Here is a 21,052-nt window from a genome sequence, read left to right as displayed (position 1 = left end):
TTCACCCCTAGAGTTTGTTGTTGCAGCGAAGCATAGGGCAAAAGCTGGCAAAAAACAGGAGTTCCGCGCTCACATCCGTTTTATCCGGCGGTTATCACGCGGAAAAAATCGCGGGGGAATCGACGGGGCCTGCCTCGATCTCCATTTCACCAAAATCCTGTTTCACGGTAGTTTTGGAATAATCAGGTGATTTGCGGCGGAATGGGCATGAGATCGATTTCGGGTAGAATTCTGCGGCTGACGGCGGCTGCCTTCCTTTGCGGCGCCTTCGCAGGGCCGGCGGCGGCGCAGGAAGGCACTCCGGCGAAGCAGCTTTTCGGCGGCGTGGCGCTGCCGAGCAAGGCCGATCCCCAGCCGGTCGGTTTTTATGCCAAAGGCTGCATGTCGGGCGCAGTAGCGCTTCCGACCGACGGTCCGACATGGCAGGCCATGCGGCTTTCCCGCAATCGCCGCTGGGGCAATCCGGAAATGATCGCGCTCCTCGAACAGTTTTCTCGCGATGCGACGAAGCTCGGCTGGGGATCCGGCATCCTCGTCGGCGATATTTCGCAACCACGCGGGGGGCCGATGTTGTCCGGCCATTCGTCGCACCAGATCGGCCTCGACGCGGATGTCTGGTTCACGCCGAAACCCGACCAGCCGCTTTCGCCGCAGGAGCGCGAGAATATGCCGTTTACCTCCATGCTCGACAAGAGCAAGTTCCTGACCGTTGACCCGAAACGATGGACGCCCACCCACGCCCGCGTGGTGATGCAGGCGGCGAGTTATCCGCAGGTGGAGCGCGTCTTCGTCAACCCCGCGATCAAGAAGAAGCTCTGCGACACCTGGACGGGCGACCGCTCGCTTCTCGGCAAGGTGCGGCCTATCTACGGCCACGACGAGCACTTCCACATCCGCATCCATTGCCCCGCCGGAGCGTCCGGCTGTCAGAAGCAGGCGCCGGTCACGGCCGGCGACGGGTGCGATAAGTCGCTTGCCTGGTGGTTTACCAAGGAACCCTGGGCGGCACCGAAACCCGATCCGGACAAGAAGCCGGTGAAGCCGCGTCCCGTCATGCTGTCGGACCTGCCGAAGGCTTGCGCAGCCGTGCTTGCGGCCCCTGCGCGCGGCGAAGAGGAGGCGACCTTCGGCGGCGCAATGGCCTTCACCTCCCAGCCGGCCTCCGCTACGCCGGCCAGCAACATCGAAGCCATCATCAACGATCCGCCTGTGCCGACTGCCGAAATTCCTCTCCCAACGCCCCGGCCGCTGCAATAACAATGGACAAGGCCGACGCTTGAAAGCGTCGGTGGTTCTCCCACCTTCCCAAGAACAATCGGGCACGCTAGAAGCGTGTAAATCGATTGAAACATTCCTGGGAGAAGGCTCCTTTCATGTCGCCCAAGCCCTGTATCGCGCTGATCGCGCACGACCAGAAAAAGGACGACATGGCGGATTTCGCCCGCCATCATCAGGGCTCGCTTTCCCGCTTCCGCATCGTCGCGACCGGCACGACGGGCGGCCGGGTGCAGGATGCCTGTCCGGGGCTTGAGGTGACGCGGCTCAAAAGCGGGCCGCTCGGCGGCGACCAGCAGATCGGCGCGATGATCGCCACCGGCGAAGTCCATATGCTGGTCTTCTTCATCGACCCCCTGAGTGCGCTTCCCCATGATGTGGACGTGAAGGCGCTGACGCGGCTTGCTACCGTCTACGACATACCGATGGCGCTCAATCGCGCCACAGCCGAAAAACTCATCGACTTTCAGAAGGACTGAGCGTTCGCGATGGCCGATAGCATGAAGACCGACAAGCTGCCCTTTCCGATCCTGATCGGCGATATCGGCGGCACCAATGCCCGTTTCTCCATCCTGATCGATGCCTATGCGGAACCGAAACCGTTTCCCAACGTGCGCACGGCCGACTATCCGACTATTGACGAAGCGATCCAGAAAGTCGTCCTCGACACGAGTTCCGTGCAGCCGCGATCGGCGATCCTTGCCATCGCCGGACCGATCGACGGCGACGAGATCGACCTCACCAATTGCGACTGGGTCGTGCGGCCGAAGCGGATGATCTCCGATCTCGGCTTCGAGGACGTGCTGGTCGTCAACGACTTCGAAGCGCAGGCGCTCGCCGTCGCCGCCCTGCCGGATCAGTTCCGAGAGACGCTCGGCTGCAACAGCGAACCGCATATGGCGTCCCGCGTCGTGCTCGGCCCAGGCACCGGGCTCGGCGTCGCCGGCCTCGTCTATGCCCGCCATATGTGGTTTCCGGTCCCCGGCGAAGGCGGGCATGTGGATGTCGGCCCGCGATCGGAGCGGGATTTCGAGATCTTCCCGCACCTGCGGCGGATCGAGGGCCGTATCTCCGCGGAAGAAATCCTGAGCGGCCGCGGCGTCGTCAACATCTATCAGGCCGTCTGCGCCGCCGATGGCTTGCAGCCTGCTTTTTCCGATCCGGCGGAGATCACCTCTCATGGCCTCGGCGGTACCAATCCGCAAGCCGTCGAAACACTTTCGCTGTTTGCCGCCTATCTTGGCCGGGTTGCGGGCGACATGGCGCTGATCTTCATGGCGCGTGGCGGCGTCTATCTCGCCGGCGGCATTTCCCAGAAGATCGTTCCGGCGCTGAAGGGCCCGGAATTCCGCACCGCTTTCGAGGACAAGGCGCCGCATACGGAGTTGATGGGAACGATCCCGACCTTCGTGGTGACCCATCCGCAGGCGGCCCTTGCAGGCCTTGCCAGCTTTGCTCGCACGCCGTCCGCCTACGGCATTTCCATGGACGGCCGCCGCTGGCAGAAATAAGCCCCTTGCCTCATTTCGATTTTTGGACGAAACCGCAGGCATTGCCGGGGGAATTTTACATGTTTTCCAATATTTTACGCGTAGCCGCCATCTCGGTCATATCCGTCGGTCTCGTCGCCTGCACTACGGAAAAGGAATACAAGGAACTCGCCGCGGCATTGAAATCGGGCCCTGCCCTGCGCGCCAAAGCGGTCGAGAAATGCATCGGCAAACCGCTCGACTGGAACGCCGAAATGCGCGAGGCGCTGGGATGGGTCGCTAATGCCGCGGACGCAAGAAATCTGAAGATCGTCTGCCAGCGATATGTCAATGCGATCGCCTCCGGCCGGTTGACCTATAAGGACGTTCAGAGCCTAGGGCAGGGCGAGCTCACTCCCACGATGGCGCGCGTTCTTCGCGGTTCGTAGCTCCCGAATCGAGCGGCGCTCGAGCCCAGCCGCTCATGCCGGAATGCAACAGCCCGGCCGAATCGTCGTCCTCCCGCTTTTAAAAGCCTCGTCCAGCGTTTAATACGCCGGCACATGAGAATGCCGGCAATCGTGCCGAAGCGGAAAAGCCTTTGAAAGCAGCCAAGGACAAAAAACGACAGGTGGATTCGAATACGGTCGCCGCCATATTGCGGCGGGTGATCGCAGAGAACGGCCGGGATCATATCCGCGGATACGCATTTGCGATCGCCTGCCTCATCGCCGTGGCGCTTTCCACCGCGTTCACGGCCTGGATCATGGAATCGGTCGTCAACGAGGCCTTCGCCAACAAGCGTGCCGACGTCGTCTGGCTGATCTGCGGCTCGATCCTCGTCGCTTTCGTGCTGCGCGGATTTGCGACCTACGGCCAGGCGGTGGCACTGTCGAAGATCGGCAACAACATCGTCGCGCGCTACCAGCAGCGCCTCTATTCGCATCTGATGACGCTTTCGGTCGGCTTCTTCTCGCAGGCCCGGTCGGCGCATCTTGCCGCCCAGATCAACCAGAACGTCGCCGGCATCCGCGACGTGCTCAACCTCACAGTCACCTCCACGGCCCGCGATCTCCTGACGCTCGTCTCGCTGGTGGCCGTGATGGTCAGCAAGGACTGGATCCTGTCGCTGATCGTCTTTGCGGTGGCGCCGCCGCTTCTCTATGCCTTGCGTTACGTCTCCCGCCGCCTGCGCTCGGCGACCCGCGAGTCGATCGAGGTCAACAGCCGCGTTCTCGGCGCCATGCAGGAAACGATCCAGGGCATCGCCGTCGTCAAGGCCTTCACCATGGAACGGGAGCTCGACCGCAAGGTGGCGGGCATCATCGACGTGGCGGAGCGGCGGGGCAACCGGATCGCCAGGCTTTCCGAACGAACCTCGCCCCTGACCGAGACTTTCGCGGGTTTTGCGATTTCCAGCGTCATCGCATATGCGGCCTTCCGCTCGATCTACAACGACGTACCGCCCGGCGCCTTCTTCTCCTTCGTGGCGGCGCTGCTGATGGCATACGATCCGGCCCGCCGGCTTGCGAAGCTGCAGGTGCAGATCGAACGCGCCGTCGTCAATGCCCGGATGATCTACGAGCTTCTCGACCTGCAGCCGGCCCAGCGCGAGAAACCGGATGCAAAGGACCTCGTCGTCACCGAAGCCCGCATCGAGTTCAGAGGTATCGCCTTCGCCTATGCCGGCGGCGCGCCCGTTCTCGCCGGTGTCGACATCGTCGCCGAGGGCGGTACGACGACCGCCCTGGTCGGCCCCTCGGGCGCCGGAAAATCGACGATCATCAATCTCATCCCGCGCTTCTACGATCCTTCCGAGGGCCGGATCCTCATCGACGGGCAGGATATCGCCGACGTCACCAAGGCTTCGCTCCGGCACAGCCTCGCCTATGTCTCGCAACAGCCCTATCTCTTCGAGGGCACGATCCGGGACAATATCCGCTACGGACGGCCGGACGCCACGGATGCGGAAGTGGAAGAAGCGGCAAGGCTCGCCTATGCGCATGATTTCATCCTAGCCCAGCCGCAGGGCTACGAGACGCCGGTCGGCGAAAACGGCGTGACGCTCTCCGGCGGCCAGCGCCAGCGCCTGTCGATCGCCCGCGCGCTGGTGCGCAACGCGCCGATCCTGCTCCTCGACGAAGCGACCTCGGCGCTCGACAACGAATCCGAAGCCGCCGTGCAGAAGGCGCTCGATACCGCCATGCGGGGCCGCACCGTGATCGTCATCGCCCACCGGCTTTCGACCGTCGTCAAGGCGGACAAGATCATCGTCATGCATGAGGGCCGCGTCGTGGAAGAAGGCACGCACGAGGCGCTTGCGCAGCGCAAGGACGGTCTTTACGCTCGCCTCAACAATCTGCAATCGCCCGAGACGAGTTTCTGAAGCCGAGGATGTCGCCCATGACCGCAAATGACATGAAACTCGTCGTGGTCGGCGCGGCAGGGCGAATGGGCCAGACGCTGATCCGGGTGATCCAGGAAATGCCGGGCGTCACGCTGCATGCGGCCATCGAGCGCGAGGGTTCCAATTTCGTCGGCAGGGATGCGGGCGAGCTCGCCGGCGCCGGCACGCTCGGCATACCGGTCACCGACGATCCCTTGAAGGCTTTTCTCGATGCCGAAGGCGTGCTGGATTTCACCGCCCCGGCGGCAAGCGTCACCTTTTCCGGTCTGGCCGCCCAGGCGCGCATCGTGCATGTAATCGGTACGACCGGCTGCTCGGTCGAGGACGAGGAAAAGTTTAAGGCCGCCGCCCGTCACGCGCGTGTCGTCAAATCCGGCAATATGAGCCTCGGCGTCAACCTGCTCGGCGTCCTGACCCGGCAGGCGGCGAAGGCATTGCCGGCGTCTGGCTGGGATATCGAGGTCGTTGAAATGCACCACAAGCACAAGGTGGATGCTCCGTCGGGCACGGCGCTGCTGCTCGGCGAGGCTGCCGCCCAGGGCCGCGGCATCGATCTCGCCAGCCAGTCGGTGCGCGTGCGCGACGGCCATACCGGCGCGAGGCCCGCAGGGACGATCGGCTTTGCCACGCTGCGTGGCGGTTCGGTCGTCGGCGATCATTCGGTTCTGTTTGCCGGGGAAGGCGAACTCGTGACGCTCTCCCACAGCGCCCGCGACCGGTCGATCTTCGCCCGCGGCGCGGTCGCCGCAGCGCTCTGGGCGCGCGACAAGAAGCCCGGTTTCTATTCCATGCTCGACGTGCTCGGGCTTTCCTAAAAATCTCCCTGCCTTCTTAGATCCCTGGAGGAATGCATTTCATGAGCGGAACCCTCGTCCTCGTTCGCCACGGCCAGAGCGAATGGAATCTCAAAAACCTGTTCACCGGCTGGCGCGACGTCGACCTCACGCCGCTCGGCATTCAGGAAGCCGAAACCGGCGGGCAGGCGTTGGCGGAAACCGGCATCAAGTTCGACATCGCCTTCACCTCGGACCTGAAGCGCGCCCAGAACACGCTGAAGATCGTGCTCGACAAGGTGGGTCAGCCGAACCTCGAAACGATCCGCGACGTGGCGCTCAACGAGCGCGACTACGGCGACCTTTCCGGCCTCAATAAAGACGATGCGCGCGCCAAGTGGGGCGAGGAACAGGTGCATATCTGGCGCCGTTCCTACGACGTGCCGCCGCCGGGCGGCGAGAGCCTGCGCGACACGGGCGCCCGCGTCTGGCCGTATTACATGACCGAAATCCTGCCGCGCGTGCTGCGCGGCCAGAAGGTGCTCGTCGCCGCCCACGGGAATTCGCTGCGCGCGCTCGTCATGGTGCTCGACCGCCTGAGCAAGGAGGAGATTCTCAAACTCAACCTCGCGACTGGCGTGCCGATGGTCTACACGCTCAAGGCGGATTCGACAGTCGCCTCCAAGGAAGTCCTCGGCGACATGTCCGGCGCGCATTGAGCGCGGGACTTATCTGGCTCGTTTCTGCGATTTCATCGACGCCAGCATTTCCTTGCGAAGAATGGCGTTCAGGCGAGCCTGATAACCTTTGCCTTGCGACTTCAGCCAATCCAGTACATCCGCATCGACGCGTGCGGTGATCTGCTGCTTGATGGGGCGATAGAATCGCCCTCGCCCGGCGTTTTCGAGCTGTTCATCCGTCAAAAACGGAATGTCGCTATAGTCGATTTGGTCATCCGGCAGTTCGGACAGGGCCGCAAGTTCCACCTTCTGCTTATCGGTCAGCGGCGGCAAACTATCCAGATCGACCTCGTAGCGAACAGTATCAGCGTTCTTTTTCATATCGCCGCCTTCCTTCGGATCCGCCTTTCGAGCGGAGATGATGCGGATTACTTCCACGAACTGACCATCTTCATCTTCGTCATAAACTGTATGAGCAACGACGAGGATGGTGAACTCATCGATTGCACCCAACGCCTGCCAACGCAGCTCTCCGTCTTCGATGCGATCTTGTTCGATACGGACGAATGGGTCGGCAAAGACACGCGCGGCGATCTCGAAGCTCACGCGATGCTTCCGGATGTTCAATTCCGCCTTTGTGCGGTCCCATCGAAGCGCATCAGGTTCCGACCGTTCAATTCTCGATCGTGAACTGCACCATGTCCGCCGGAAACCGGGTGACCGCGTATTGTACCGGCACGCCGTCCGGATCGGTATTCAATGCCTTGGTAACGAGGATGATCGCGCCGGGGGAGAGCTGCAGGTCGGCGAGGTCGGCGCCGTCGGCGTGGATGGCGGTGACCTCGGTCGAGACGCGCAGATAGTCGGCAAGCCCCACGGCCCGGAAGGCCAGGGTGATCGAACCGCTGTCCCGATAGGCTGTCTCTATCCCGGCAAATCGCTCCGCCGGAAACCAGGTGGTCGATCGGGAGACGGGCCGGCGGTCTGCCTTTCGCAATGTTTCCAGCCGGATGACCGGCGCGCCTTCGCCGATGCCCAGACGGGCGGCGAGATCCGCCGAGGCCGGCTCCTCGGCGGAATGAAGCAGCAACCCCTCCTTTTCACGCGCCTGATCGCCGATCCCCTCGCTGAACCGCGTCCGTTTGGTAATCGGAAAGTTCAGCCTTTCCTTGCGCTCGATCAGCGTGCCGCGCCCCTGCACGGAGCGGACGATTCCCTCCTGGGCCAGGGCCTGGAGGGCGCTTCTCACCGTATGGCGGTTGACGCCGAACTGTGCGGCAAGCGTGAATTCCGGAGGCACTTTTCCGGTCGCGTCATAGTCGCCGTTGGCGATCGAGGCACGGATACGATCGGCGATCTGCCGCCAGAGCGCCACGCCGTTTTGTCTCTGAACGTTTATCTGCCCCGTATCCATGTCACACGCTTGTTATATCCGGAAGTTAATAGTACATATGATTTGTATGGTTGTCTATATTAATAGACATTTTGGAGCTTGGCAATGGACCTGGCAAAACAAATCGAGCCGAATGCAGACACCGCGCGCCGCCGTGCCGCGGGCCTTCTCGCGCGTGCGACGAAGGACGAACTGCATGCCGCCTGGGAAAGGCTTCCGAGCAGACCGGAAGTGACGCCCGTGCGGGGGCCGGAAACGGGGCTCGTCATGGTACGCGGACGTATCGGCGGCGGCGGTGCGCCTTTCAATCTCGGCGAGGCGACGGTGACGCGCGCCACGGTGCTGCTCGGCAGCGGCACTGCGGGTCATGCCCATGCACTCGGCACGGCCAAGGAAAATGTCCGGCTCGCCGCCATTTTCGACGCGCTCTGGCAGGAGCCCGGCACGCGCGACTATGTGGAGGCCGCGCTGCTAGCACCCATCGAGGCGCGCATCGCGGTGGAGGACAGGCAAAAGGCGGAGGAAACGGCGGCCACCCGCGTCGATTTCTTCACCATGGTACGGGGGGATGACTGATGAATATAAAGACCGAGGCGCTTTCCGGTGGATTCGGTGAGCCGGTATTCGAATCCCAGAGCGTGTTCCGCATGCTCATGGACGGCATGGCGCGGCCGGGAACGATGCGGACCGTAGGACCGGATGTCGGCCAGCCCGAACCGCTTGGAGGAGCGGCTGGGGCGATCGCGCTGACGCTCTGCGACCACGAGACGCCCGTATGGCTCAGCCCAGGCCTTTCGAAATCCGCCGTCGGCGAATGGGTGAGATTCCATACCAGCGCGCCGATCACGCGGGAAAAGGCGGAGGCGCGGTTCGCCTTTGTCGAGGCCGGCGCGACATTGGCCTCTTTCGGCCTCTTTTCCTCCGGCACGCAGGAATATCCGGACCGTTCCACGACTTTGATCATCGAGGTCGCCGCCTTGGGCGAAGGCCAACCGCTGACACTCAGCGGCCCCGGCATTCAAAACGCCGCAACAGTGATGCTGAAAGGCTTGCCGGAGGTTTTTCCGCGCCTGTGGGCTGACAACCGCGCTCTCTTCCCCCGCGGCGTGGACGTCATCCTGACTGCCGGCAGGAACCTGCTGTGCCTGCCCCGCACCGTAAAGATCGCCATGTCGAGACCGGACACCCCCTCGGCCAGATGACCCAAACTCTCCCGCATCCCCTGGGGATGCGGTTTGACGGGCAGGAGAACGAACGATGTATGTAGCCGTCAAGGGTGGCGAGGCCGCCATCAACAACGCCCACAGGCTGCTGGCCGACCGGCGCCGGGGCGACAGGTCCCTCCCCTCGGTCACGATCGAGCAGATCGTCGCGCAGCTCGGTCTTGCGGTCGATCGGGTCATGGCGGAAGCCTCGCTCTACGACCGGTCGCTCGCCGCACTCGCCATACGGCAGTCGCGGGGAGATCTGATCGAAGCGATCTTCCTGCTGCGGGCCTACCGGACCACCCTGCCGCGCTTTGGAACATCGGTTCCGGTCGATACGGCGAACATGAAGATCGAGCGGCGCGTCTCAGCCACCTACAAGGACCTGCCAGGCGGGCAGCTGCTTGGCCCCACCTTCGATTACACCCATCGTCTTCTCGATCCTTCGCTGCTTACCGACGAGGCGGTCGAGGGCCCGGCCCGCAAGGACACGACCGGCGAACATGCCGTGCGCGTTTCCGACATCCTCGCCCACGAGGGTCTGATCGAGCCGGACGGCGAATTTGCCGAAGACCATCAGGCGGGCGACCTGACGCGCGAGCCGATGGAATTCCCGATGAGCCGGGACCTGCGCCTTCAGGCGCTCGCCCGCGGCGACGAGGGTTTCCTGCTGGCGCTCGGTTATTCCACCCAGCGCGGCTACGGCCGCAACCACCCCTTCGTCGGGGAAATCCGCATCGGCGAAGTCGAGGTGGAGCTGGAGGTCGCCGAACTCGGCTTTGCCGTATCGCTCGGCCGCATCCGCATCACCGAATGCCAGATGGTCAACCAGTTCAAGGGTTCGTCGAAGGCACCGCCGCAGTTCACCCGCGGTTACGGCCTCGTCTTCGGCCAGAGCGAACGCAAGGCGATGTCGATGTCGCTGGTCGACCGGGCGCTGCGTGCCGAAGAACTCGGCGAGGATATCATCGCGCCGGCGCAGGACGAGGAATTCGTGATCTCGCATTCCGACAATGTCCAGGCGACGGGCTTCGTCGAACACCTGAAACTGCCGCATTACGTCGATTTCCAGGCGGAACTCGCGTTGGTGCGCAAGATGCGATCCGACATCGAGGCCGCCCGCAAAGGCGACAGAGGCGAAATGCAGGAGGCGGCCGAATGAACGCCGCCGAGGCGCCTTACGGCGCCGGAGACGGCTCAGTCGCCGCCCCCTCCACCATCACCGCCGCCATCGCCGCCGCTGTCGCAACCATCGGCGGTGCCGCCGACATAACCGGCATCTCCGGAGCTGCCGCCCACTGCGGCCCGCTTCCGCGGCTTGAAAACATAAAAGGGAAGAATGACCCCGAAGGCGATGAAAGCCGCAAGGACGGCGACGCCGAGCAATCCGTTCGAAGTGATGGCGTCCATGACGGCCTCTGCTTCTAGTTGGTTCATGCAGTCACAGGATACTCCAAGATGACGGACCTCGCCACTTACAACTTCGCCTATCTCGACGAGCAGACGAAGCGGATGATCCGCCGCGCAATCCTCAAAGCGATCGCCATTCCCGGTTATCAGGTGCCTTTCGCCTCCCGCGAAATGCCGATGCCCTACGGCTGGGGCACCGGCGGCGTGCAGGTGACCGCGGCCATCATCGGCCCGGAAGACGTGCTGAAGGTGATCGACCAGGGCGCCGACGACACGACCAATGCGGTGTCGATCCGCGCCTTCTTCCAGAAGGTCGCGAACGTCGCCGTCACCACGCATACCAAGGATGCGACGATCATCCAGACCCGTCACCGCATCCCCGAGCAGAAGCTCGGCGCGGGCCAGGTCCTCGTCTACCAGGTGCCGATCCCGGAACCCTTGCGTTTCCTCGAGCCGCGCGAGACCGAGACCCGCAAGATGCATGCGCTGGAAGAATACGGCCTCATGCATGTGAAGCTCTACGAGGACATTGCCCGGCACGGCCGCATCTCCACCACTTACGCCTATCCGGTGAAGGTGGCGGGCCGCTACGTGATGGACCCCTCTCCGACGCCGAAGTTCGACAATCCGAAAATGCATATGTCGGAAGCCCTGCAGCTTTTCGGCGCAGGCCGAGAAAAGCGCATCTATGCCGTGCCTCCTTACACGGAGGTGGTGAGCCTCGACTTCGAGGACCATCCGTTTGAGATCCAGAAATTCGAACAGCCCTGCGCGCTTTGCGGCGCCCAGGGCGTGTATCTCGACGAAGTGGTGCTCGACGACAAAGGAGGCCGCATGTTCGTCTGCTCCGACACCGACCATTGCGAGGATCGACGCGAGCATGGGCATGCGGGCGAGATGCTTGCGCCGAACAAGGAGGCTGCGGAATGACCGATACTCCCCTCCTCAAGGTCAGCGGCGTCTCGAAATTCTACGGCAGCCGCATCGGCTGCAAGGACGTCTCCTTTGAACTCTGGCCGGGCGAAGTGCTGGCCATCGTCGGCGAATCCGGCTCCGGAAAGACGACGCTGCTCAATTGCCTATCCACCCGGCTGATGCCGACCACCGGCAGCATCGAGTACCGGATGCGGGACGGCAATTTCCGCGACCTCTATCACATGAGCGAGGCCGAGCGCCGCTTCCTGATGCGCACCGACTGGGGCTTCGTGCACCAGAATCCTGCCGACGGACTGCGCATGACGGTTTCGGCCGGCGCCAATGTCGGCGAGCGGCTGATGGCGATCGGCGACCGGCATTACGGGAATATCCGCGAGACGGCGAGCGACTGGCTCACCCGCGTCGAGATATCCACCGACCGCATCGACGACCAGCCGCGCGCCTTTTCCGGCGGCATGCGCCAGCGCCTGCAGATCGCCCGCAACCTGGTCACCGGCCCGCGCCTCGTCTTCATGGACGAGCCGACCGGCGGTCTCGACGTTTCCGTCCAGGCGCGCCTGCTCGACCTCGTCCGCGGCCTCGTCAACGATCTCGGCCTGTCGGCCATCGTCGTCACCCACGACCTTGCGGTCGCCCGCCTGCTGTCGCACCGGATGATGGTGATGAAGGACGGCCATGTGATCGAGCACGGCCTGACCGACCGGGTGCTCGACGACCCCCGTGAGCCCTATACCCAGCTTCTCGTGTCTTCCATTCTCCAGGTCTGAAGGGACTGCATGGTCCCGAAAAATGGTCTCCGGTTTTCGGACAGGACCATGCGAAAACAAGGATAAACCCATGGCCACTCCCCTCGTCGTTTCGGAAGTCTTCAAGAGCTTCACCATGCACTTACGCGACGGCATCAAGCTGCCGGTCGTCAACGACGTGAATTTTTCCGTCGCGAGCGGCGAATGCGTCGTGCTCGGCGGCCCGTCGGGCATCGGCAAGAGCTCGATCCTCAAAATGCTCTACGGCAACTACGCCGTCGATGCCGGGCAGATCCTCGTCGATCACAAGGACCGCATCGTCGATATCGCCCATGCGGACCCACGCACCATTCTCGATGTCCGCCGCCATACGCTCGGCTATGTCAGCCAGTTCCTGCGTACCGTGCCGCGTGTCGCCGCCCTCGACGTGGTCGCCGAACCGCTCGTCGCCCGCGGTACCGATTCCACCGAGGCGAAGGACAAGGCCGCCGAACTTCTTGCGAAGCTCAACCTGCCGCGCGAACTCTGGGGTCTGCCGCCAGCCACCTTCTCGGGCGGCGAGCAGCAGCGCATCAACATCGCCCGCGGCTTCATCACCAGCCACCGCATCCTGCTTCTCGACGAGCCGACCGCCTCGCTCGACGCCGTCAACCGGCGCGTGGTGGTGGAGATGATCGCCGAGAAGAAACGGGAGGGCGTTGCGCTTCTCGGCATCTTCCACGACGAGGAAGTGCGCGAGGCCGTCGCCGACCGCATCCTCGACGTCATGCAATTTTCTCCCCGAAAGGCCAAGGCAGCATGAGCAAGAAGCTCGGAATCGAACCGCTGATCCACGACACGGCCAGCGTCTCCAATACGACGCTCGGCCGCTACACGGAAATCGCCGAGCGTTGCCGCATCTCTGAAGCCGAGATCGGCGATTATTCCTACATCATGCAGGACGGTTCGATCTGGTGCGCGACGGTCGGCAAGTTCGTTAACATGGCCGCTTCCGTGCGCCTCAACGCCACCAATCATCCGACCTGGCGGGCGACGCTCCACCATTTCACCTATCGTGCCGCCAACTATTGGGACGATGCCGAAAACGAAGAGGAATTCTTCAAGTGGCGGCGCGACCATCGCGTCGTCATCGGCCATGACGTCTGGATCGGTCATGGGGCCACCGTGCTGCCCGGCGTTACCGTCGGCAACGGCGCCGTGATCGGCGCAGGTGCCGTCGTTTCGAAGGATGTGGCTCCCTATACGATCGTCGGCGGCGTGCCGGCCAAACTCATCCGCGAGCGTTTCACAAAAGAGGTCGGCGAGGCCATGGACAGGCTCGCCTGGTGGGACTGGGACCATGTCAGGCTCCGCACCGCTCTCGATGATTTCCGGGCACTTTCGGCCGAGGAGTTCCTGTCGCGCCATGCCACGTAACGCGTTCGTTACATGGTTGTCACGATTGTAATGAAACCGACACAAAACGGACATTCAGGCTTCATCAACCATCGCTAATCGAGACCCCGGAATGTGTCTGGACGGGCGAGAGAGCATGAAGTTCGAACTGAGGAATGTCACCCGTCGTTTCGGCGATCGTATCGCGGTCAATTCCGTGAACGTCGAAATTCCTCAAGGGCAGATGGTCGGGATCATCGGCCGCTCCGGCGCCGGCAAGTCCACTCTCCTGCGCATGATCAACCGCCTGCAGGAGCCGAGTTCCGGCTCCATCCATTTCGGCGGCGTGGAAGTGTCGTCTCTCAAAGGCGCGGCGCTGCGCAACTGGCAGCGCGACTGCGCCATGATCTTCCAGCAGTTCAACCTGGTTCCGCGCCTCGACGTGATGACCAATGTGCTGCTCGGCCGCCTGAATCATCGTTCGACGCTGATGAGCCTGCTGAAAATTTTTAATCGCGACGAGCGCGTGATGGCGATCGCTGCCCTCGAGCGCCTCGGCATCGAACAGACTGCGCTGCAGCCCGCCGGCACGCTGTCCGGCGGCCAGCAGCAGCGCGTCGCAATCGCCCGCGCGCTGATGCAGGCACCGAAGATGGTGCTGGCCGACGAGCCGATCGCCTCGCTCGATCCCCTCAACGCGAAGATCGTCATGGATGCGCTGCGCAACATCAACGAGCGTGAAGGGATCACCGTCATCACCAACCTCCATACGCTCGATACCGCGAGGGCCTATTGCGAACGAATCATCGGCATGGCGGCGGGCAGCGTCGTTTTCGACGGTCCTCCGCAGGATCTCAATGCTGCGGCCGTGCGCGAAATCTACGGCTCCGACAGGGACGGCGCCGGCATCGACGAGACGATGACCTCGACCAGCCTCGAATCGATACGCCGCGCCGAGCCCATCGCATCCGGCATGATGGCCGAAGCCGCCGTCATGCGCTGACCCGTTTCCGGCCGCGGGGGAAGCGGCCGGAGTAACCGACAGTCCACAGACTGACAAAACCTGTCACCAAAGGAGACTCCCATGTCTGCAATCCGCAAGATCCTGATGGCTTCGCTCGCCATCGCTGCTCTCGCCGGCAACGCTGCCGCCCAGGACGTCAAGGTTCTGCGCATCGGCCTCGACGGCGGTGAGAACGAAGCCGACCAGGTTCGCCGCACCTCGTGCGTCAAGGACGGCCTTGCCAAGGCAACCGGCGTTTCCGAAGTCCAGCTCTTCCCGTCGCCGAACTACAACGGCGTCATCCAGGGCCTGCTCGGCGGCACGATCGACCTCGCCGTCATGGGCGCCGCTTCCTACGCCGCGATCTACATCAAGGACCCGAAGGCCGTTACCCCGGTCCTGACCACCAAGCAGGCTGACGGCTCGACCGGCTACTACTCGATCATGGTTGCCCGCAAGGATTCGGGCATCAAGACGCTCGCCGACGCCAAAGGCAAGAAGCTCGGTTTCGCCGATCCTGACAGCACTTCGGGCTATCTCGTCCCAAACGTCGCCCTGCCGAAGGACATCGGCATGCCGGTCAAGCAGTATTTCTCGGAAACCGGCTTCGGCGGCGGCCATGAGAACCTCGTTCTCGGCGTTCTCGACAAGAAGTTCGACGTCGGCACCACCTTCGGCTCCGCCCAGGGCGACTGGGCTCAGGGCTACACCTCCGGCAACCTGCACCAGATGGTCACCAAGGGCCTGCTCGACATGGACGACATCGTCCAGGTCTGGAAGTCGCCGCTCATCCCGAACGGCCCGCTGATGGTTTCCCAGAAGCTGCCGGCTGACATGCAGAAGAAGGTTACCGCCTATTTCGCCGGTCTGCCGAAGGCTGACAAGGCCTGCTTCGACTCGTTCACCGGTGGCGGCTACGTTGACTGGTCGCCGGTCGACCAGAGCTTCTACCAGACGATCATCGACGCCCGTAAGGCTGTTATCGGCGGCTGATCTTCAGTCCGAACAATCCTGCGGCGGCATCATGATGATGCCGCCGTTTGCTCAACAAGGATGCCCGAATGGCGCACGTGGCCGGACCCTCCCAGCTCGGCGGGCTTGCTGAAAGCTCCCGCACGATCCTCGATCACTATCAGAGCCAGGTGCGGACCCGGCGGATCTACACCGTCGTCTCGATCGTCGTTTTCGTGATCGTGCTCGCGCTTTCCCTCGATTTCGCCAACGATGCCAATTCCGGCAAGTTCTTCGAGCGCCTTCCCTATTTCTTCGATTTCATCAAGAGTTTCGTACCGGACAGCCCGCTGGAAATCTTCCGCGCCATGTTCGACCTGCCGTCGCCCTATTCCGACGGCTCGATCAAATACGACTATACCAGCGACCGCATCTGGATCACCGACAGTTTCTACATTCCGAATTTCTTCTACCAGCTGCTGATCACCATCAACATCGCCATCCTCTCGACCATTCTCGGCGCGAGCGGCGCCTTCTTTCTCTGCTTCTTCGCCTCGACCAATCTCGTCGGCGCGGGCGTGACGCGCTGGGTCGTGCGGCGCATCATGGAAATCCTGCGCGCCTTCCCCGAGATCGTCGTCGCCGGCCTGCTTGCCGCCATCCTGTCGATCGGCCCGATCGCGGCGATCATCGCCGTCTCGGTCCACACGATCGGGGCGCTCGGAAAACTGTTCTTCGAAGTGGTCGAGAACGCCGATATGAAGCCGGACGAAGGCCTGCGCGCTTCCGGGGCCAACTGGCTGGAACGGGTACGCTTCGCAATCCTGCCCCAGGTCCTGCCGAACTTCGTTTCCTACACGCTGCTGAGGACCGAGATCAACGTACGAGCCTCCACCATCATCGGCGCGGTCGGCGGCGGCGGTATCGGCGAGGTCTTCAGCCTGTCGATCGGCCGCGACCATGCTGCAAAAACCTACGCGATCATCATCCTTCTGCTGGTCACCGTCGTCTGCGTCGACCAGTTCTCCGCCTGGCTGCGCCGCCGGCTGATCGGAAAACAGTCCTTCGAATTCGGCCGGGGAGCAGCCTGATGTCGGTCCTCACTGTCAACGCCGCCGAGCGCGAGCGCCTGCTTTCCACCTATCCGGACGTCTTCCATCGCTCGTTCATGCAGCGCTGGGGCCTGTTGATCGTCGCAGTCTGCGTCGTCGTCTACATCGCCTTCTGCTTTTCCTTCTTCAAGATCATCCCAACCTTCGCCAACGGCAACTGGGACCGTGCCGCCGTCTATGTCCAGGACTGGTATTCCTGGCGCGCCCAGCCGCGCCTGCGCTTCCAGAACGGCAAGGTCGTGCCGCAATGGACAAGCCGCGGCCAGTATCCGCAGGGCGCCGAGATCGACTGGCTGAAGCCAACGGCCAAGGGCGGCTATACCGTCCTCTTCGGCGGCGACAACCGCCTCGAAGTCACGCCGACCCAGGTCGATGTCTATCTCGACGGCAAGTATTATCCGGTCGCGATCAGCGCCGACAATGCCCTTCTTCCCGCCGGCGCACCGGCGCGCATGGAGCAGGACGGCAACAAGGTGAACGTCTATTTCGGTTTTGCCGGACAGGCGGAAATCCGTCCGACGCAGGTCTATATCCAGCGCCGTTTCCTCGGCTGGGCGAACTTCTTCTTCGATACACAGTCGCCCTTCTGGGGCAGGAGCATTACCGAGGTCGCGGGCCTGATGGTTGCCGGCGAGCGGATCGACCCGTCCCAGTCCAACGCTTCGCTGGCGCTCGACAACTTCCTCAACAACGCCAGCTGGCAGCATGGCGACATTCTCTCCAAGCTGATGCAGACGCTGGTCATGGCTTTCGTCGGCACCCTGCTTGCGACGCTGATCGCCTTCCCGCTCGCCTTCATCGCCGCCCGCAACATCACCCAGAGCAAGGCGGCGAACTGGGGCATGAAGCGGCTCTTCGACTTCCTGCGGTCGATCGACATGTTGATCTGGGCGCTGTTCTTCACCCGCGCCTTCGGCCCGGGGCCGATCCCGGGCATCGCTGCGATCTTCTTCACAGACACCGGCGCACTCGGCAAGGTCTATGCGGAAGCACTGGAAAACGTCGACGACAAGCAGCGCGAGGGCGTGAAATCGGTCGGCGCAGCGCCGGTGATCGTGCAGCGTTACGGCGTTGTGCCCCAGGTCCTGCCTATCTTCATCTCGCAGTCCCTCTACTTCTGGGAATCGAACACGCGCTCGGCCACCGTCATCGGCGCCGTCGGCGCGGGCGGCATCGGCCTCAAACTGCTCGAATCCATGAAGACCAACGCCGATTGGGACAAGGTCGCCTATATGGTGCTGCTGATCCTGCTCGTGGTCTTCGTTTTCGACAACGTCTCGAACGCGCTACGCTCCCGCGTCATGGGCAAGAAGGGTCGCTAGCCGGCTACTGAAAGCAGCCCGCGGGTTTCGGAATAACCGTCAAGGCCGGTCAAATAACCGGGTTTTCATCATCATTCTGTCATGGAAATCTTTTAGCCGAAGGTCCTGTTTCGGGGCGCGGCAGCAGGCTAATCTGCCGCCGGCCTCTTCTGATTCCGGAATCCCGCCTTGCGCTACGCTCTTTATTTTTCGCCCGCAGAACACCATCCGCTGACGAAAGCGGCCGCGCATTGGCTCGGCCGCGACGCCTTTTCGGGCAAGATCTTTCCGACGCCTGACGTGGACGGTCTTTCGATGGAGCAGGTTCACGACCTGACCGCCGATCCGCGCCGTTACGCCTTCCATGCAACCCTGAAGGCACCGTTCGAACTTGCGCCCGGCAGGACCGAGGCGGAACTGGTCGCGGCTGTCGAGCGCTTTGCGGACGAGACGCCTGTTTTCGATATCCCGAACGTCATCGTCGGCCAGCTCGGCCGCTTCTTCGCAATCGTGCCGGACAGGGTCTATCCCGATCTGCAGCAATTCGCAGCCCGTATCGTCGAAGATTTCGAGCCCTTCCGCGCGCCGCTTTCCGAAGCCGATATCGCCCGGCGCAAGCCGGAGACGCTGAGTGCGCCCCATCGCGCCAATCTCGAGCGCTGGGGCTATCCCTACGTCATGGACGAGTTCCGTTTCCACATGACGCTCACCGGCCAGGTGCCGCCGGAACAGGCACCTTTCATGCGCGCCGAACTCGACCACCGTTTCGCCGCCTTTACCGGCATTCCGCTTACCATCGACGGGCTGGCACTGTTCATCGAACCCGAACGCGGCGCACCCTTCACCGCCCATAGCCGCCACGCATTCGCGCCGGCAGCCGCAAACAGAAAGACCGCATCATGACCGAACTCGTCTTCACCAACGCCCGCATCGTGCTGGAGGACAGCGTGATGCACGGCTCCGTCCAGATCCGTGACGGCAAGATCGCCGACATTTCCGAGGGCAGCGTCTACACCGGCGAGGATTTCGAAGGGGATTACCTGGTTCCGGGTCTGGTCGAACTGCACACCGACCACCTGGAGCAGCACTATTCGCCGCGTCCCGGCGTACGCTGGAACACCACGGCGGCGATCCAGGCTCATGACGCCCAGGTGGCAAGCTCCGGCATTACCACGGTGTTCGATTGCCTGCGGATGGGCGCCGACGAGGACGGCGGTTTCGAGAACGGCGAAATGCGCGCCATGGCCGACGCCATCGAGGCTGCGGCCCGCCAGGGCCGCCTGCGCTCCGAGCATTTCCTGCACCTGCGCTGCGAAGTCTCGGCCGACAACTGTCTGGAGCATTTCGCCGATTTCGAAAACGATCCGCATGTGCGGCTGGTTTCGTTGATGGACCATGCACCCGGTCAGCGGCAGTTCCAGACCATGGATCAGTACACGCTCTACTACAAAACGAAGCGCGGCCTGAGCGACCAGGCCTTCGCGGCCTTTGTCGCCAGGCGCCAGGGTGAATCCGCCCGCAATTCGCCCCCAAACCGCGCCGCGATCTCCACGGTCTGTGCCGAACGGGGCATCACGGTGGCGAGCCATGACGACGCGACGCTCGCGCATGTGGACGAAGCGATCGGGAACGGCGTGCGGCTGGCGGAATTCCCGACCAGTTTCGACGCTGCCAAGGCCTCTCACGAGGCCGGCATGAGCGTTCTGATGGGCGCACCGAACATCGTGCGCGGCAAATCCCATTCCGGCAACATCGCCGCCCGCGATCTCGCCGCTCGCGGCGTGCTCGACGTGCTTTCCTCGGATTATGTTCCGCTCAGCCTGCTGCACGCGCCCTTCGTGCTCGCCGACGATGTCGACGGCATTTCGCTGCCGAGAGCGCTTGCCATGGTCACCTCGACGCCAGCCCGCACCGTCGGTCTCGACGACCGCGGCCGGGTCGCCGTCGGGCTGCGTGCCGATCTCGTTCGCGTCCATCGCGTCGAGGGTGTACCGGTCGCCCGCGCGGTCTGGCGTGAAGGCCGGCGGGTGGCCTGATATGGATACCGCTCCGGCAGAGGGACACCAGGGCTGCATGGTGGCCGTCGTCGGCCCAAGCGGCGCCGGCAAGGATACGCTGATGGCCCATGCCGCCCGCTTTTTCGAGGGCCGCGAGGATGTCGTCTTCGTGCGCCGGGTGATCACGCGCGATGCCGCAGCCGGCGGCGAAGACCATGACGGCGTTTCCGAGGCGGAGTTCGAGGCGCTCGAAAAGGCCGGCCGTTTCGCGGTCTCCTGGGGGGCGCACGGGCTGCGTTACGGCATTCCGGACGAAACCCGGGACGCCGTCGCGGACGGCAGGCTGGTGATCGCCAACGGCTCCCGCTCGGCGCTTAACCGGTTCAGGGCGGCCTTTCCTTCGCTGGTCGTCATCAACGTGACCGCCAGCCTCGACGTTCTCGCCGCACGCCTCGAAGCGCGCGGACGGGAGTCACGGGAAGAAATTCTCCGCCGGCTGCAACGTAGTTCGCTCAGCATCGAAGACGGCTACAAGGTTGTGACGATCGACAACAGCGGCTCGATAGAAGAAGCCGGCAAAGCCATGGTCGATGCGCTTTCCGGCTGCCTGTCCGCCAGGCCCTGATCAGTCGAAATCTATCGCGTTACGCTTTAAAGTTACAATGCGGGCTCTATTTGCCTTTTCTTATATTGGAAAAGGACAGGTCATGAACCAGACCAACCGACGCGACGGAGAACGGATCGAGGCCGCGGCAACCGATATCGAGGCACGCGTCGTCGTGCTCGAGATCGTGTCCATGACAGCGCTGGCGCTCGCGATGGACATGTCAGAGAATGCCGATGTGGAAGATGCCAAGGGCATAGCGACGCTGATCCTGGAAACGGTCCGCCACCGATGCGACGAAATGGGCATGGAGGAGGAAGCACGGCTTTCCGCCTGCAGCTACGCAGACGAGCTTCTCTCGACCGCGCTTCTTTCGCTTTATCCGAACTCGTCAGTCGCGCATTGACGCTCGGGCC

General features: G+C 63.0%; 25 protein-coding genes. 23 read left to right on the top strand and 2 right to left on the bottom strand.

Annotation, left to right across the window (positions count from 1 at the left end; all coding sequences use genetic code 11):
* Positions 1–207: 207 nt before the first annotated feature.
* The 7 genes from mepA to DMO26_RS15030 all read left to right on the top strand — a co-directional run bounded on the left by mepA (position 208) and on the right by DMO26_RS15030 (position 6,643).
* Positions 208–1,257, top strand: coding sequence for a penicillin-insensitive murein endopeptidase (gene mepA, locus DMO26_RS15060; protein ID WP_117193110.1), 1,050 nt, complete (start codon positions 208–210; stop codon positions 1,255–1,257).
* 116 nt (positions 1,258–1,373) lie between these two features.
* Complete coding sequence (locus tag DMO26_RS15055) at positions 1,374–1,754, top strand: methylglyoxal synthase (protein WP_117192966.1); 381 nt, start codon at positions 1,374–1,376, stop codon at positions 1,752–1,754.
* Positions 1,755–1,763: 9 nt separating this feature from the next.
* On the top strand, positions 1,764–2,786 hold the full coding sequence (locus tag DMO26_RS15050; RefSeq protein WP_117192965.1) for a glucokinase: 1,023 nt from the start codon (positions 1,764–1,766) through the stop codon (positions 2,784–2,786).
* Between the two features lie 59 nt (positions 2,787–2,845).
* On the top strand, positions 2,846–3,193 hold the full coding sequence (locus DMO26_RS15045) for a hypothetical protein (RefSeq protein ID WP_117192964.1): 348 nt from the start codon (positions 2,846–2,848) through the stop codon (positions 3,191–3,193).
* Between the two features lie 152 nt (positions 3,194–3,345).
* Positions 3,346–5,130: an ABC transporter ATP-binding protein gene (locus DMO26_RS15040; RefSeq protein WP_117192963.1), complete on the top strand. Its 1,785-nt coding sequence runs from the start codon at positions 3,346–3,348 to the stop codon at positions 5,128–5,130.
* A gap of 17 nt (positions 5,131–5,147) precedes the next feature.
* Positions 5,148–5,966: a 4-hydroxy-tetrahydrodipicolinate reductase gene (gene dapB, locus DMO26_RS15035; protein ID WP_117192962.1), complete on the top strand. Its 819-nt coding sequence runs from the start codon at positions 5,148–5,150 to the stop codon at positions 5,964–5,966.
* A gap of 41 nt (positions 5,967–6,007) precedes the next feature.
* On the top strand, positions 6,008–6,643 hold the full coding sequence (locus tag DMO26_RS15030) for a 2,3-bisphosphoglycerate-dependent phosphoglycerate mutase (protein ID WP_117193109.1): 636 nt from the start codon (positions 6,008–6,010) through the stop codon (positions 6,641–6,643).
* A 9-nt stretch (positions 6,644–6,652) separates the two neighbouring features.
* On the opposite strand, the gene DMO26_RS35095 is transcribed toward DMO26_RS15030, so the two are convergent.
* Together DMO26_RS35095 and phnF are read right to left on the bottom strand one after the other, a co-directional pair.
* Positions 6,653–7,210, bottom strand: a complete 558-nt coding sequence (locus DMO26_RS35095) for a BrnA antitoxin family protein (RefSeq protein WP_264319362.1) — start codon at positions 7,208–7,210, stop codon at positions 6,653–6,655.
* A 67-nt stretch (positions 7,211–7,277) separates the two neighbouring features.
* The gene (phnF, locus tag DMO26_RS15020; protein ID WP_117192960.1) at positions 7,278–8,018 is read right to left on the bottom strand and encodes a phosphonate metabolism transcriptional regulator PhnF; all 741 of its coding nucleotides are present in this window, start codon (positions 8,016–8,018) and stop codon (positions 7,278–7,280) included.
* Between the two features lie 84 nt (positions 8,019–8,102).
* On the opposite strand from phnF, the gene phnG reads away from it, so the two are divergent.
* From phnG to DMO26_RS14940, 16 genes are all read left to right on the top strand, one after another.
* On the top strand, positions 8,103–8,573 hold the full coding sequence (phnG, locus tag DMO26_RS15015) for a phosphonate C-P lyase system protein PhnG (protein ID WP_117192959.1): 471 nt from the start codon (positions 8,103–8,105) through the stop codon (positions 8,571–8,573).
* Positions 8,573–9,199 carry a phosphonate C-P lyase system protein PhnH gene (gene phnH / locus DMO26_RS15010; protein ID WP_117192958.1) on the top strand — a complete coding sequence of 209 codons (627 nt, stop codon included), beginning with the start codon at positions 8,573–8,575 and terminating at the stop codon, positions 9,197–9,199. The genes phnG and phnH overlap by 1 nt, the downstream gene beginning before the upstream one ends.
* A gap of 55 nt (positions 9,200–9,254) precedes the next feature.
* Entirely contained in the window at positions 9,255–10,364 is a 1,110-nt protein-coding gene (locus tag DMO26_RS15005) for a carbon-phosphorus lyase complex subunit PhnI (protein WP_117192957.1), read from the top strand.
* The gene (locus DMO26_RS15000; protein ID WP_117192956.1) at positions 10,361–10,630 is read left to right on the top strand and encodes a hypothetical protein; all 270 of its coding nucleotides are present in this window, start codon (positions 10,361–10,363) and stop codon (positions 10,628–10,630) included. Before DMO26_RS15005 ends, DMO26_RS15000 begins: the two co-directional genes overlap by 4 nt.
* A 30-nt stretch (positions 10,631–10,660) precedes the next feature.
* Positions 10,661–11,542 carry an alpha-D-ribose 1-methylphosphonate 5-phosphate C-P-lyase PhnJ gene (locus DMO26_RS14995; protein WP_117192955.1) on the top strand — a complete coding sequence of 294 codons (882 nt, stop codon included), beginning with the start codon at positions 10,661–10,663 and terminating at the stop codon, positions 11,540–11,542.
* A complete protein-coding gene (phnK, locus tag DMO26_RS14990) occupies positions 11,539–12,315 on the top strand; it encodes a phosphonate C-P lyase system protein PhnK (RefSeq protein ID WP_117192954.1) in 777 nt (258 codons plus the stop codon). Before DMO26_RS14995 ends, phnK begins: the two co-directional genes overlap by 4 nt.
* 70 nt (positions 12,316–12,385) lie before the next feature.
* The gene (gene phnL, locus DMO26_RS14985) at positions 12,386–13,096 is read left to right on the top strand and encodes a phosphonate C-P lyase system protein PhnL (protein WP_117192953.1); all 711 of its coding nucleotides are present in this window, start codon (positions 12,386–12,388) and stop codon (positions 13,094–13,096) included.
* Positions 13,093–13,710 (top strand): DapH/DapD/GlmU-related protein, encoded by a 618-nt coding sequence (locus DMO26_RS14980; protein WP_117192952.1) that lies wholly within the window; start codon positions 13,093–13,095, stop codon positions 13,708–13,710. The genes phnL and DMO26_RS14980 overlap by 4 nt, the downstream gene beginning before the upstream one ends.
* A gap of 115 nt (positions 13,711–13,825) precedes the next feature.
* The gene (gene phnC, locus DMO26_RS14975) at positions 13,826–14,671 is read left to right on the top strand and encodes a phosphonate ABC transporter ATP-binding protein (protein WP_117192951.1); all 846 of its coding nucleotides are present in this window, start codon (positions 13,826–13,828) and stop codon (positions 14,669–14,671) included.
* A gap of 81 nt (positions 14,672–14,752) precedes the next feature.
* Positions 14,753–15,664 (top strand): phosphonate ABC transporter substrate-binding protein, encoded by a 912-nt coding sequence (gene phnD, locus DMO26_RS14970; RefSeq protein WP_117192950.1) that lies wholly within the window; start codon positions 14,753–14,755, stop codon positions 15,662–15,664.
* 68 nt (positions 15,665–15,732) lie between these two features.
* The gene (gene phnE / locus DMO26_RS14965; protein WP_117192949.1) at positions 15,733–16,713 is read left to right on the top strand and encodes a phosphonate ABC transporter, permease protein PhnE; all 981 of its coding nucleotides are present in this window, start codon (positions 15,733–15,735) and stop codon (positions 16,711–16,713) included.
* Positions 16,713–18,056 (top strand): phosphonate ABC transporter, permease protein PhnE, encoded by a 1,344-nt coding sequence (gene phnE, locus DMO26_RS14960; RefSeq protein WP_162894910.1) that lies wholly within the window; start codon positions 16,713–16,715, stop codon positions 18,054–18,056. The genes phnE (DMO26_RS14965) and phnE (DMO26_RS14960) overlap by 1 nt, the downstream gene beginning before the upstream one ends.
* A 168-nt stretch (positions 18,057–18,224) precedes the next feature.
* A complete protein-coding gene (locus tag DMO26_RS14955) occupies positions 18,225–18,938 on the top strand; it encodes a DUF1045 domain-containing protein (protein ID WP_117192947.1) in 714 nt (237 codons plus the stop codon).
* Positions 18,935–20,071, top strand: a complete 1,137-nt coding sequence (locus DMO26_RS14950) for an alpha-D-ribose 1-methylphosphonate 5-triphosphate diphosphatase (protein WP_404947055.1) — start codon at positions 18,935–18,937, stop codon at positions 20,069–20,071. Before DMO26_RS14955 ends, DMO26_RS14950 begins: the two co-directional genes overlap by 4 nt.
* A 1-nt stretch (position 20,072) precedes the next feature.
* Positions 20,073–20,657 (top strand): phosphonate metabolism protein/1,5-bisphosphokinase (PRPP-forming) PhnN, encoded by a 585-nt coding sequence (gene phnN, locus DMO26_RS14945; protein ID WP_117192945.1) that lies wholly within the window; start codon positions 20,073–20,075, stop codon positions 20,655–20,657.
* Positions 20,658–20,739: 82 nt separating this feature from the next.
* Entirely contained in the window at positions 20,740–21,042 is a 303-nt protein-coding gene (locus DMO26_RS14940; RefSeq protein WP_117192944.1) for a hypothetical protein, read from the top strand.
* Positions 21,043–21,052 lie beyond the last annotated feature (10 nt).

The sequence above is a fragment of the Rhizobium terrae genome, assembly GCF_003425685.1.
Lineage (GTDB): Bacteria > Pseudomonadota > Alphaproteobacteria > Rhizobiales > Rhizobiaceae > Neorhizobium > Neorhizobium terrae.
This window is presented reverse-complemented; position numbering and strand designations above follow the sequence as displayed.

What these genes read in the sequence shown, in the direction of transcription:
- mepA (WP_117193110.1), top strand. Translation starts at nt 208, where the DNA reads ATGAGATCGATTTCGGGTAGAATTCTGCGGCTGACGGCGGCTGCCTTC.
- DMO26_RS15055 (WP_117192966.1), top strand. Translation starts at nt 1,374, where the DNA reads ATGTCGCCCAAGCCCTGTATCGCGCTGATCGCGCACGACCAGAAAAAG.
- DMO26_RS15050 (WP_117192965.1), top strand. Translation starts at nt 1,764, where the DNA reads ATGGCCGATAGCATGAAGACCGACAAGCTGCCCTTTCCGATCCTGATC.
- DMO26_RS15045 (WP_117192964.1), top strand. Translation starts at nt 2,846, where the DNA reads ATGTTTTCCAATATTTTACGCGTAGCCGCCATCTCGGTCATATCCGTC.
- dapB (WP_117192962.1), top strand. Translation starts at nt 5,148, where the DNA reads ATGACCGCAAATGACATGAAACTCGTCGTGGTCGGCGCGGCAGGGCGA.
- DMO26_RS15030 (WP_117193109.1), top strand. Translation starts at nt 6,008, where the DNA reads ATGAGCGGAACCCTCGTCCTCGTTCGCCACGGCCAGAGCGAATGGAAT.
- phnF (WP_117192960.1), bottom strand. Translation starts at nt 8,018, where the DNA reads ATGGATACGGGGCAGATAAACGTTCAGAGACAAAACGGCGTGGCGCTC.
- phnG (WP_117192959.1), top strand. Translation starts at nt 8,103, where the DNA reads ATGGACCTGGCAAAACAAATCGAGCCGAATGCAGACACCGCGCGCCGC.
- phnH (WP_117192958.1), top strand. Translation starts at nt 8,573, where the DNA reads ATGAATATAAAGACCGAGGCGCTTTCCGGTGGATTCGGTGAGCCGGTA.
- DMO26_RS15005 (WP_117192957.1), top strand. Translation starts at nt 9,255, where the DNA reads ATGTATGTAGCCGTCAAGGGTGGCGAGGCCGCCATCAACAACGCCCAC.
- DMO26_RS15000 (WP_117192956.1), top strand. Translation starts at nt 10,361, where the DNA reads ATGAACGCCGCCGAGGCGCCTTACGGCGCCGGAGACGGCTCAGTCGCC.
- DMO26_RS14995 (WP_117192955.1), top strand. Translation starts at nt 10,661, where the DNA reads ATGACGGACCTCGCCACTTACAACTTCGCCTATCTCGACGAGCAGACG.
- phnK (WP_117192954.1), top strand. Translation starts at nt 11,539, where the DNA reads ATGACCGATACTCCCCTCCTCAAGGTCAGCGGCGTCTCGAAATTCTAC.
- phnL (WP_117192953.1), top strand. Translation starts at nt 12,386, where the DNA reads ATGGCCACTCCCCTCGTCGTTTCGGAAGTCTTCAAGAGCTTCACCATG.
- DMO26_RS14980 (WP_117192952.1), top strand. Translation starts at nt 13,093, where the DNA reads ATGAGCAAGAAGCTCGGAATCGAACCGCTGATCCACGACACGGCCAGC.
- phnC (WP_117192951.1), top strand. Translation starts at nt 13,826, where the DNA reads ATGAAGTTCGAACTGAGGAATGTCACCCGTCGTTTCGGCGATCGTATC.
- phnD (WP_117192950.1), top strand. Translation starts at nt 14,753, where the DNA reads ATGTCTGCAATCCGCAAGATCCTGATGGCTTCGCTCGCCATCGCTGCT.
- phnE (WP_117192949.1), top strand. Translation starts at nt 15,733, where the DNA reads ATGGCGCACGTGGCCGGACCCTCCCAGCTCGGCGGGCTTGCTGAAAGC.
- phnE (WP_162894910.1), top strand. Translation starts at nt 16,713, where the DNA reads ATGTCGGTCCTCACTGTCAACGCCGCCGAGCGCGAGCGCCTGCTTTCC.
- DMO26_RS14950 (WP_404947055.1), top strand. Translation starts at nt 18,935, where the DNA reads ATGACCGAACTCGTCTTCACCAACGCCCGCATCGTGCTGGAGGACAGC.
- phnN (WP_117192945.1), top strand. Translation starts at nt 20,073, where the DNA reads ATGGATACCGCTCCGGCAGAGGGACACCAGGGCTGCATGGTGGCCGTC.
- DMO26_RS14940 (WP_117192944.1), top strand. Translation starts at nt 20,740, where the DNA reads ATGAACCAGACCAACCGACGCGACGGAGAACGGATCGAGGCCGCGGCA.